This window comes from Litoribacter ruber (assembly GCF_018449405.1).
GTDB classification, from domain to species: domain Bacteria; phylum Bacteroidota; class Bacteroidia; order Cytophagales; family Cyclobacteriaceae; genus Litoribacter; species Litoribacter ruber.
In genome coordinates this window covers 1,030,284-1,041,540 of sequence record NZ_JAHCMY010000001.1, presented here as the reverse complement: position 1 = coordinate 1,041,540, position 11,257 = coordinate 1,030,284, and the positions used below count along the sequence as shown (strand labels likewise).

The window sequence follows — 11,257 nt, the reverse complement described above, 5'->3', positions numbered from 1 at the left end:
TTAAAACTATTTGTTGGTGATTTAAAAAAACTAAACTACATTTCCCATAGGTAATATTTTAACTAACATAACCAAAGACAAAAATGAGTAGATTTGAAGAAGTTAAAAATTTGATCTCAGGTCTGGAAGATGACTTCCATAAGTTTTATGACAAAGGCAACAAAGCTGCCGGGACCAGAGTAAGAAACGGTATGAACGAAGCTAAGAAGCTTGCTCAGGAAATCCGTAAAGAGATCACTGATATCAAAAACTCAGGAAAATAATTCCGAATCCAATAGGAGTAGACAACCCCGGCCTTACTTGGCAGGGGTTGTTTTTTTTGGTCTATAAAATTTTTGGATCCGGACCGCATTAAGAATGGCCAGCAGGGCCACCCCTACATCGGCAAAGACAGCCTCCCAGAGTGAGGCAATTCCCATACCTCCAAGTATTAACACCAAGGCCTTAACTCCGAATGCCAAACCTATATTTTGCCAAACAATCTCCCTGGTTTTTCTTCCAATCTGGATCGCCAAGGGTATTTTGAGCAATCTATCATCCTGCAGCACCACATCGGCGGTTTCGATAGCCGCATCAGTACCCATTCCCCCCATAGCAATCCCAACATCAGCAAGTGCCAATGCAGGTGCATCGTTGATGCCATCTCCCACAAAGGCTATTTTCGAAGAGGTGCTTTTCAATTCCTCCAGCTTTTTCAATTTTTCCTCGGGAAGGAGCTCGCCGTGAAAATCACTCAGATCAAGTTTGGTAGCCACCTTTTCCGCTACACTGCTTCTATCACCGGAAAGCATTGCCAGCCTTTTAGCTCCTAGCTTCTTCAATTGCCCAACCATTTGCCTAGCATCAGGCTTTATTTCATCTTCAAACGTAAAGTGTCCCTGATACTTTCCATCCATAGCAATTGCAATTAAGGTTGAGGGGTGGTTTTTCAAGGCAGCGGGGTACTCTATGTTATGCTTATCAAGCAGGTTAATATTTCCAGCTAAAAGCAACTTTTCCTCTGTGAAGGCAGAAAGACCCATACCTGCATGTTCTCTGATTTCTTCCAATTTTGTTGTCGAATCAATTTCTGAAAAGCGTTCTGCTATAGCCTTGGCCACCGGATGGGTAGAGGCCATTTCCAGTGCTACTACCTTTTCAATGACATTAGGATCTATATCAGTCGGTGAAATCCCAGTCAACCTCAATTTTCCCTCTGTCAAGGTTCCTGTTTTATCAAACACGATGGTGTCAACCTTTGCCAACACATCCAGATAATTGGCGCCCTTAAAAAGAATCCCGTTTTGGGCTCCTGCACCTAATCCTCCAAAGTAGCCTAAGGGGATGGAAATCACCAAAGCACAGGGGCAGGAAATCACCAAAAACACCAAAGCCCTATACAGCCATTCCTGAAAATCGTATTCTGCAACAATCAGCATCGGCACCAACAATAGCCCAAGCGCCAGAAAAACCACTATAGGCGTATAAACCTTGGCAAATTTACTGATGAACTTTTGGGTAGTGGCTTTTCTGGACCCAGCCTGCTCAACCAAATACAAAATCCTGGACAAGGCACTATCCTCAAAGCGGGAGGCGACCTGAAGCTCAATCAGCCCACTTAGGTTGATCATACCTGAAAGCACCTTATCACCTTTTTCATAAACACGTGGCACCGATTCCCCGGTGAGAGCTGCCGTGTTAAACTCTGCTGGTCCAGAGAGAAGCGCGCCATCCAAAACCACCTTTTCCCCAGCCTTGACCTGAATTACCTCCCCTATTTTGACCTGTTTGGGATCAATCGCCCGAAAAACCCCGTTACGCTTGACAAAAGCTTTATCAGGCCGGGCATCAATTAGGTTTTTGATACTGTTTTTAGACCTTTTCACTGCCAAGGCCTGGAAATGCTCCCCAATAGTATAAAACAGCATCACGGCTACCCCTTCGGCATACTCTCCCAGATAAAAAGCTCCAAAGGTGGCGATGGTCATCAAAAAGAATTCATTGAATATGGAACCCTTTACCAAGTTCCTCACCGCAGGTCCCACAACTTGGTAGGCCACCAAAACATATGCGACGGCAAACCATAAAAATCTCGGTACTCCCTCAAACCAGCTGGAATCAAAAAAATCAAAACCGATACCTAATGCCAGCAAAATAAAACTCACTCCCGCCTGCCAATACAATTTCCAATCGAAGGTGGAACCTTCGATGGAGGCATGGGTACTACAGGCATGGGAATCGCACCCACAGCCTTCAGCATCCAAAAATGAAGCTGACGGCTGCGCCTTTTCGGTTGCTTCCAAAGTATCTGTTTGTTCAGTGGAGTCTTTCATTCGCATATATGCTTTTGGGAAAGTTAGCCAATTACCGCATGCACGGCAATTGCATATCTCTGTATTTCCCTCTAACACGCCTGGGGCAGGATTTATTCCCTATAAAATCTTTTTGGTTATATTAACGTATTGATTAAGAGACCCAAATTCCTTAACCACACATGCGAAACCTGCTCATTCTATTCTGTCTGATTGCTTTACTAATTCCGCCACTTTCAGCACAAGACAAAACCAGCAAGATTAAAGAAAACCTGAAAATCTACAGGGAGAGCTTTACACCCGAGAAAATCTATCTGCACTTGGACAAATCCCATTTTTTGGGTGGAGAGATAATTTGGCTAAAAGCTTATGTGCTAAGAGCGTCGGATCTAAAGGCTACTGAGCGGAGTGGTGTATTGTATGTGGATTTATTGGATGATGAAGGCTCAGCGGTGGAAAAGCTCACCTTGCCTGTTTTCGAAGGGGAGTCCTATGGAGATATCACCCTGCCCGATGATTTGGAAGCAGGGACCTATAAACTGACTGCCTATACCAGGTGGATGAGAAACTTTGGCGAGGAGACATTTTTCCAAAAGGAAATCCAAGTTCTTGCAGAAGGCTCTGAAATCCCTACCGAAAATGCTTCATCTAGTATCCCATTTGATGAACACGATTCCCCACTTTCTATACAAGTACAGGAAGATGCTGTCCTTGTAACCCATGATCTTCCAGAAACTACTGAGCTTATACTGATGGCTTTTTCGGGAGATAAAATGATTTTTGATCAGACTTTAGAGGAAAATACGACTTCCGTAAAAATCCCTAGAGAGGATTTTCAAACAGGCATTTCAAAGTTTGTATTGGTCAATCCGGATGGAGACAAAGTAGCAGAAATGCTATTTTTCGTAAATCAAGAATTCACCCCAACCATCTCGGTCAACCTTGAAAAAGAAAGCTATGACGTGCGGGAAGAAGTCACCTTATCCATATCGGCATTGGGTTTGGACGAAGGAAATATTGCCAAACTTTCTCTGTCCGTGACGGCTGACAACTTTGTTCCTTACCAACCCGAGCAAGAAAATATTTTAAGCTATTTCTATATCAACTCTGAAATTGAAAACCCACTCCTAAATGCGGGGGCATTTTTCAACGGAGAAGATGACAAGAAGATTGAATTGTTGAATGAGGCCTTGAGCCAGGCTAAATTTAAACGCTATAGCCTGGATGACTTAGCAAGTGCCAAGTTTCCCGCGATTCGGTACGGCAATGAGCAGGAAATCAACATCAGAGGTCAATTGTTAAAAAACGGGAAACCTGTCAACAACGGAGAAGCTTTGCTGTGGCTGAAGGACCGCTTTCAGACTTTTGTCAGTACCAACACAGATGAGGAGGGCTATTTCGCTTTCCGAGGCTTCTATTATACCGGAGAAATCCCCGTAGTGGTGCAAGGGGGCGACCACCGTGGGAGAAGGGAGCAGGTGGAAGTGATTATGGGGGAAGAGGAGTACACCCCACCCCTTCTTTCCAATAGAATCAAGACAATTGGTCAGCCTCCGCGGGATTATGCCGCCACAGTTTTGGATCAATTCCGCCGTACGGAGGCCGAAGTTGGGGCGATGGAACTGGGAGAGTTGCTTTTGGATGAAATTGTAGTGGAAGGAAGGGCTGAAATTCATAAACCCTTTAGGCTTCATACCCAACCGGATATGGTGCTGTTCCGCAAGCAACTTCCTGTGGCCCCCTCAGGAAATATTCTCGAGGTCCTTCAAGGAAGAGTGGCTGGCTTGCAGGTTATAAGAAGGGGCATGAATGAGTTTACAGCCACCATTCGGGGTCAAGGCACTCCTTTATATTTGTTGGATGGCATGCCAATCCCTGAGAATACCCTTCAGATGATCAATCCCTTTGATATCAGCAGGATTGAAATCATCAGGAGACCCTCAGCTGCCGGGATTTATGGGGGAAGAGGTGGCGGAGGGGTGATAGCGATGTTTACAGATATCGGATATGAGGAGGAAATAGATATTCAGGGAGGCAAGCATATTGTCGTACATAGAGCTCAAGGGTTTTCGAGAACCAGAAACTTCTATTCACCCACCCATGAGGACATGGACTATTATGACCTGCCTGACCTGCGAAGTACCCTCTATTGGAATCCCATTATACACCTGAGTAATGAAGGAGGAAAAACCTTTAATTTCTTCACTGCTGATACCCCAGGCACATATAGGGTAATAATCGAAGGAATTACCACAGAAGGACAGGCTTTAAGAGAGGTGGTCACCTTTGAAGTCGGTTCCGATTAAAATTGGATTCTGTCCATCCCTAAAACCAAAAGTGCGGTAAAGATCGCCAGCCCAAAGCTCATCAGAGTCCCTATCAGGATGTACTCTGTAAGCTTTCTGTCTTTGGATTCCTTAAGATCCCCAAAACGGAAAACAGATTTGGCGGTCAACAGAAATCCGACAGCCTCCCATCTTCCGCTGATCACAAAGACAAAAACAAACAAGCGCTCCAAGATCCCAATGTATTTCCCTGCATTGGTAAGCGATTCATTTTCCCCGTCAAATAAGTTTTGGGACCATTTGGACATCAATACCTGTATGATGATTCCCGACGCTACTGTTAAGAACAGGATAGCCGTAAGGTAAAGCCAGACCAAGTGATTTTCCCAGAAAGGAAATATGGTCATGCCAGAAAAGTACATTCCCACGCCAAAAATCACTGTTAGATGGAGTAATTGATCTCCTAAAAACCATGCGGGCTTGTTTTGGGGAGTTTGAGCGTAGAGTTTTATTACATCAATCAAATAATGACTTCCTGCAATGAGCAAAGCTATTTGCCAATTCCATAAAAATAAAAACACCAATACTCCGTGAAGAACAACATGGAGGTAGAGAAACATGCTGCCGGCCTTTTTATCTTCCTTGCTTTTGATCCAGCCCGTAGGCTGTAAAAGAAAATCACCTATGAGGTGAGCCAAAATCATTTTTATAAAAATAATCATCCAATAAGCTTAGCCAATTTTTTCCTAAAAACCTGATCGATAGCCAAAATTTCATCCACATTAGATCTGCTCCATCTGCCGCTTACTGAGTTTTGCTTGATATCCAGTTTTTTACCAATTTCCTGCTGAGTGATTTTTGGATTTTGCAAAACCAGCTGGACTAGCTCTGCTGAGGGGGCGGTCCATTTATCCATAAACAATCCTGCCAGTCTCAACATCAAATTTATATCCTGGTCAAACTCAGGCCATGAAGTTAGTAGCCCCAAATTGGTTTTATCCTTTGCCAGTCTGTCAAATTTCTCACCTGCAAAAACAAATGCCTCGCCATTGCTTTCCGAAATCCTTTCGGCTTCAAATGTCTTTTTTCCTATACCGATGGCCATACGAACATCCAGGTTTTTCCCCGTCTCTGTCTCCACAGACCGGATCAAAGCTTTGATCTGAAAAGCAGCCGTCAAAACATCCTGAACCTCCCCTATCTCCAGTTGAAAAAAATCACCCCACAGGATTTCCCAATCAGCATTTGCCCTACCCCACTCACTCAAAAGCTTCTTTAGCGGTTCCAGCCAGATGGCTTGGTTTTCTACCGCCCTACTATTTATAATATCCCCTTTAATTACTGCTATCATTCTTCTCCATTATTACAGGTATCCCCATATTATCGCCTAATCAAACGATAATCACAAATATCGTCTAAATAAACGATATTTTAAAATATCTCTCAAACAAACGATATACCACTAACTCATTATTAATTTAAATAGCTGAAAAATAACAGCTTGAAACATTGATTTTCACGAGTTAGGATGAAGAGGAACGAAACCAATAAAGTCACCGTTTTGATAGCAGACTAATTCCGTACTGAATTTTGAGAACAACCTTACCTATTTCGATTTTGGATCTGGCTATCCTCAAGGAGAATTTTGATGCCAGAGACGCTTACCGCAGGAGTTTGGAATTGGCCCAAAAGGCTGAAGACTGGGGATATAGCAGATTTTGGCTGGCCGAGCACCATAACATGCCCTACGTGGGCAGTTCCGCCCCAACGGTATTGATGGGGTATATTGCTCAGGGCACAAAAAAAATCCGAATAGGCTCCGGGGGTATAATGCTTCCCAATCACAGCCCCTTGATCGTGGCTGAGCAAATCGGTGTTCTGGAATCGCTCTATCCTGGCAGAATAGACCTAGGACTGGGCAGAGCACCGGGCACAGACCAGAAAACGGCCTCAGTGCTACGAAGAGGGCGGGTGGAAACAATCCAGGAATTCCCTAAAGACCTCAGCGAGCTTCAGCAGTATTTTTCCAAATCCAATTTTGACAAATCGGTAAGGGCTTTTCCATCGGAAGGCCTCCACGTTCCTTTTTACATTTTAGGATCGAGCATGAGTAGTGCCGCGCTGGCCGCTGAAAGGGGACTCCCCTATGTGTTTGCCAGTCATTTTGCCCCCACGTATTTCCTGCAAGCCACCAAATATTACAAAGATAACTTCCGTCCATCTCCTGACTGCCAAAGGCCATATGTTATCTCATGCGTGAATGTAATTGCCGCAGACAATGAAGAGAAAGCGCACAGATTGGCTACCTCTTTTTATCAGATGGCTTTGGGAATTGTCAGAGGAAAATCTTACCCTTTGCGTCCGCCAGTTAAGAGCATGCAAGACATTTGGACTCCCCAAGAAGCTGCTGCCATTCAAAATATGATGGCTTGCACCTTTATTGGCACCAAGAAAACTATAAAGGCGGAAATGGAAAGCTTTCTAGATCAGACTAAACTCGATGAGATCATGGTCACTACCAACATTTATGATCATGAGGACCGGCTGAAGTCATTTGAACTAACCGCAGAAGTTTTTCAAAAAATAGCAAAAACAGCAGAAGTAGAAACATCAAGAGGGTAACCCCCTTTTGATGTTTCCTTCTCAACAGTGTCACGGCCTAATTTTACTTGACAGGTTTTCTCTGTGCTCCCTGAGGCTCCCGATTCGCTTCGCTTCTCGGGACAAGTGCTGTGGTTACTTTGCCATCCGACATTGGACATCCGACACCCAACACCGGTCATTCCTTCACAAACCTCTTCCTCACCACATTATTGCTGTTGTACATCTCTATCACATACACACCCGGCCGGATGGATTGAAGCCCCACATTGACAAACTCGCTTTCTAAGCTACCTTCCTGAAGCATTTGTCCGGTCACATCCATGATGCGATAATTGGCTTGTCCAAAACCATTCGGTAATTCAATATTTAATGAATTTGAGGCTGGCACTGGGTATAATTTTAACCCCTCGAGGCTTGGCTTTTCCTCCACACTTAATATCGGGTCATTAAAGAGTATTTCCTCCTCAGGCTTTTCCAATGGCACACTTGTGAAAATATGGAACTGATTTGGAGCAAAATCCAAACGGTAAATGCTTCCACCCACTGAAATCTGCTCGCCAGAAAGGTAGTCATACCAGACCCCTGAGGAAGGAAAATTGACAGAAGCCTGCTCGGCGTCCTCCAAACCAAAATTCCCAACCACGAACACATCCATATCAGTATGCTTAAGAGAAATGGTTTTGATCAATCCGTTCAGACTCAAATTCACTTCCTCAGGACGGTTGAACACCTCATGCTGATCCTTTAGCCTGATCATGGCCCTGTAGAGGTAATACAGTCGCAGACGGTCCTCATCATCAAGATACTCCCACTTGGTGGGCTTGATACCCAGCCGGTCATCGTTTAGCTCCACATCATAGCCAAATTCACCAAACTGCCAGATCATCTTCGGCCCTGGGATGCCAAAGTAGAAGGCAGTCAAAAGTTGCTTTCTGTTGACTGCATGGGTGAGATTCCTTAGATTAACAGGAGACGTGGCCCCACGGGTCAAGGTTTCAAACATCACCCTTTCTTCATCATGGCTTTCCATGTAAGCGATTAAGTGATTTTTCGACCAATTGCGAGTTTCATAATAAGCTCCATTGAAATTTCGGCTCAAGCCCCTACCCATTTCCCGGAAAGGATGGTTTATATTGCCCCAAAGCATCATGCCATAATCGGCAAGGATAGTCTCTTCGGAATTGTCCGCAAAATGCTCCAAAATCACATAAGCATCAGGATGGTTGGCCTTGATGCGGTCATAAATGTGTTTCCAGATTTCGATTCTGGACTCATCTAGCTGCGACCACAACCCCACATCATCACCTGAATTGACCTGGGTAAAGCCCTTACTCAAATCAAACCTATATCCATCAAACTTATATTCGGTGAGCCAATAATTGTTAACTGAATCCACAAACTCCCTAGTGTAAGGGCTTTCATGGTTAAAATCATAGCCCACATTAAATGGATGTCTGGCCACTCTATTGAGCCAAGGGTTATCCTCAGTGGGAGCGCCATAGTCCCCGTCATTGTAAAGCCTCACAAATGGGGATTGGCCAAACGCATGGTTCAATACCATATCTAACAGCACCACCATGCCTCTTTTGTGGGCTTCATCTATGAGTTCTTTAAGGTCATTTTTCGTCCCGTAAAATTTATCAGGGGCAAAAAAGAATGACGGGTTGTATCCCCAAGACAGGTTGCCTTCAAATTCTTTTATGGGCATTAGTTCAAGGGCATTAATCCCCAAATCCTGCAGGTAATCCAACCTTTCGGTCACGGCCTTGTAAGTCCGTCGGTCATCAAAATCCCTGACGAGCAGTTCATAAATCACCAATTCCTCTGGTGCAGGTTTTTCATAATTCAGGTGTTTCCATTCATATGGCTGTTGGGCAGTCTGGAAGTAGGTGGCCTGAAATTCAGTTTGTCCATCTGGAAAAGGAAGCAGGCCAGGATACCTGTTTTGATCAATGATTTCTTGGTCGTGAAATGGATCGGAAGTTTTATCGGCATACGGGTCCCCGATGCGGATGTCGCCGTCTACCAAATACTGAAAAATATACTCCCTGCCAGGTTCCACATCCGTAAGAGTAAACCAAAACATTTCCCCATCTGGAGTCATTGTCATCTGATAATCCGGATCAACTTGCCAGTCATTGAAATCCCCGATCAAGAATACGTTTTTCTTTCCCGGAGCCTCCAATACAAAAGTCACCTCTGTATCAGAATTGTAGTTGATTCCCTTTCTGGTTCCTATCGGCAAATCTCCCCTAGGGCTTTCAGCCACTACGGAAATCCTCATGCTACGCTCTGCAGTTTCCCCATTGGCAACAGCTTTGGCAACTACATCAAAGTTCCCAGACTCTGTAGCAATGAACGTATAATCCAGCGATGAAGAGTTGGCTTCAGAAGCGACAACGCTGCCATTGATTTCAAGGCTTAAATCTCCTTCATCCGAAGTGGAAAAGGAGATGTTTTGACTGTCCCCTATTTCCAGCATCACCGTAGACCTGGTAGGCTCTGTAAACTGGAGATCAAACCCCTGGCTGAGGTTGATGAAAAAATCTTGGTTGGTTTCAGTTTTTCCTTCTCGGGAACCGTCCCGGTTCCTGAAAACCAGCCCTATTCTATAAATGGTCTGTTCGCTTGAAGGCTCGAAAAGTTCATTGGGAGTTAGTTCATATTCCCAGATATCCCCTTCCACTCTGGTCATTCTGGCCTCTTCAATATCCTGTCCCCAATCAAATGGGACAATTTCCCAAGAAGTTGAGTTGGGTCCGGCTATTACAGCGCCTAGATGGACATATACCTGATCTGCTCCCTGAAGTCCTGAAGTACCTTGGGTGGCATCATATCTTATGGTTAGAGGAGCATTTGCTCTGGGAAATTCTGGGTCTGTGGTTATTTGGGCCTGGACTGCCACCGGCAGTAAGACAATCACCCAAAGTAAAAGTAAAGTAAAAGTTGCTTTCATAGGCAAATTGGGTTTAAAAAAAGATACCGGGCACATACCCGGTAGCTTTATATGGAATTTGAATTGTTAATTCTTAACTATTGAATACGTAATTTCACCAGGTACTTTCCAATCCATTGTGATGGTATAGTTTCCATCTTCCTCAACCGGAATATTTGGTCCACCTTGTTCAAGGACACCACCTTCAGGGCTATTAGCGCCATAATCAATATCCCAAACATTATCAGCTCTAAACTTCATTTCTCCAGCTACCAAATCTAATGTTAATGTCAAAACGTTTTCATCAGCATTAAACTCCAATGGTGTGTCAGTTTCCCAATCACCTGGAGTGGCACTACCTATTATACCCCAAACTCTTCTTGTTCCGATTTCGTAAGTACCTGCATTCAAATCAACTTTTAATCTGAATGTTCCGAATGGTTCATCTAGGATAATATCTGGTCCGTTTTGTTCCAAAACGCCATTAACTCCACCGTAGTTGACATCCCAGTTTGGCTCTTCATTTACTTTAAAAGCTCCTGAACCACCAAGGATGTGTACATAGCCTTCGTAAACATCATCACCTTCTACGGAATAAATTACGGTATTTTCATTTTCTGGATTCCATCCTTGGTAATCACCAGGCACATACATTCTTGGGAAAGTCAATGCTGCCAAATAAGGTGTTACCACCATAGTAATAGGGGAAGAGTAATTAGCCGCAACAGCGGATCCCACTGAAGATCTAACCCTAATTTCAATTTCTGCTTCTTCTTCTGGTGCTAAGCCTTTTCCAACTAACTTCTGGTTAAATTCCGCATAAGAAAGGTCCAATGAAGTCCCGTTGGTTGTTCCTACCTCAGTTGGGTTGGCAAATTCATTACCCGCCACATCCATTTGTACCGTATAGCTTACTGCCGCAGAATAGCCAAAGTCGGCAGGCTCATAGTTGAAAACCATTCTCTCTCCGGCGTCTTCCTCAGTTAACACGAATGACTGGCCTGCTGAGGGGCTGGTTATTGTAGCGGCTTCAGGATTTTCGCTGATCCTGACCTGCTCCATCTCCTCAGTACATGCCCAGGCAAAAGCCAGGGCAAATACTGCAAAGAATATATTAAATAAAGATTTCATGCTTCTTCTAA

Annotated in this window: 8 protein-coding genes; 3 read left to right on the top strand and 5 right to left on the bottom strand. The window is 44.2% G+C overall.

The window, feature by feature from the left end; translation table 11 throughout:
* The first annotated feature begins 83 nt into the window (after positions 1-83).
* Positions 84-263, top strand: coding sequence for a histone H1 (locus tag KI659_RS04455; RefSeq protein WP_213944120.1), 180 nt, complete (start codon positions 84-86; stop codon positions 261-263).
* Positions 264-296: 33 nt separating this feature from the next.
* Here KI659_RS04455 and KI659_RS04450 read toward each other — a convergent pair whose 3' ends face one another.
* Positions 297-2,312 carry a heavy metal translocating P-type ATPase gene (locus KI659_RS04450; protein ID WP_213944119.1) on the bottom strand — a complete coding sequence of 672 codons (2,016 nt, stop codon included), beginning with the start codon at positions 2,310-2,312 and terminating at the stop codon, positions 297-299.
* A 161-nt stretch (positions 2,313-2,473) separates the two neighbouring features.
* Here KI659_RS04450 and KI659_RS04445 point away from each other — a divergent pair, with 161 nt between their 5' ends.
* Positions 2,474-4,597 (top strand): TonB-dependent receptor plug domain-containing protein, encoded by a 2,124-nt coding sequence (locus KI659_RS04445; protein WP_213944118.1) that lies wholly within the window; start codon positions 2,474-2,476, stop codon positions 4,595-4,597.
* Here the strand turns inward: KI659_RS04445 and KI659_RS04440 are convergent.
* A complete protein-coding gene (locus KI659_RS04440) occupies positions 4,594-5,298 on the bottom strand; it encodes a DUF3307 domain-containing protein (RefSeq protein WP_213944117.1) in 705 nt (234 codons plus the stop codon). The two genes, KI659_RS04445 and KI659_RS04440, sit on opposite strands and share 4 nt — an antisense overlap.
* Entirely contained in the window at positions 5,295-5,927 is a 633-nt protein-coding gene (locus KI659_RS04435) for a SatD family protein (RefSeq protein WP_213944116.1), read from the bottom strand. Before KI659_RS04435 ends, KI659_RS04440 begins: the two co-directional genes overlap by 4 nt.
* Before the next feature lie 239 nt (positions 5,928-6,166).
* On the opposite strand from KI659_RS04435, the gene KI659_RS04430 reads away from it, so the two are divergent.
* On the top strand, positions 6,167-7,198 hold the full coding sequence (locus KI659_RS04430; RefSeq protein ID WP_246535279.1) for an LLM class flavin-dependent oxidoreductase: 1,032 nt from the start codon (positions 6,167-6,169) through the stop codon (positions 7,196-7,198).
* A 157-nt stretch (positions 7,199-7,355) separates the two neighbouring features.
* On the opposite strand, the gene KI659_RS04425 is transcribed toward KI659_RS04430, so the two are convergent.
* Together KI659_RS04425 and KI659_RS04420 are read right to left on the bottom strand one after the other, a co-directional pair.
* A complete protein-coding gene (locus KI659_RS04425) occupies positions 7,356-10,136 on the bottom strand; it encodes a DUF4961 domain-containing protein (RefSeq protein ID WP_213944115.1) in 2,781 nt (926 codons plus the stop codon).
* A gap of 66 nt (positions 10,137-10,202) precedes the next feature.
* Positions 10,203-11,246, bottom strand: coding sequence for a SusE domain-containing protein (locus KI659_RS04420; protein ID WP_213944114.1), 1,044 nt, complete (start codon positions 11,244-11,246; stop codon positions 10,203-10,205).
* Positions 11,247-11,257 lie beyond the last annotated feature (11 nt).

Excerpts from the sequence above, each read along its gene's own strand:
- KI659_RS04455 (WP_213944120.1), top strand. The coding sequence starts at position 84 with ATGAGTAGATTTGAAGAAGTTAAAAATTTGATCTCAGGTCTGGAAGAT.
- KI659_RS04450 (WP_213944119.1), bottom strand. The coding sequence starts at position 2,312 with ATGAAAGACTCCACTGAACAAACAGATACTTTGGAAGCAACCGAAAAG.
- KI659_RS04445 (WP_213944118.1), top strand. The coding sequence starts at position 2,474 with ATGCGAAACCTGCTCATTCTATTCTGTCTGATTGCTTTACTAATTCCG.
- KI659_RS04440 (WP_213944117.1), bottom strand. The coding sequence starts at position 5,298 with ATGATTATTTTTATAAAAATGATTTTGGCTCACCTCATAGGTGATTTT.
- KI659_RS04435 (WP_213944116.1), bottom strand. The coding sequence starts at position 5,927 with ATGATAGCAGTAATTAAAGGGGATATTATAAATAGTAGGGCGGTAGAA.
- KI659_RS04425 (WP_213944115.1), bottom strand. The coding sequence starts at position 10,136 with ATGAAAGCAACTTTTACTTTACTTTTACTTTGGGTGATTGTCTTACTG.
- KI659_RS04420 (WP_213944114.1), bottom strand. The coding sequence starts at position 11,246 with ATGAAATCTTTATTTAATATATTCTTTGCAGTATTTGCCCTGGCTTTT.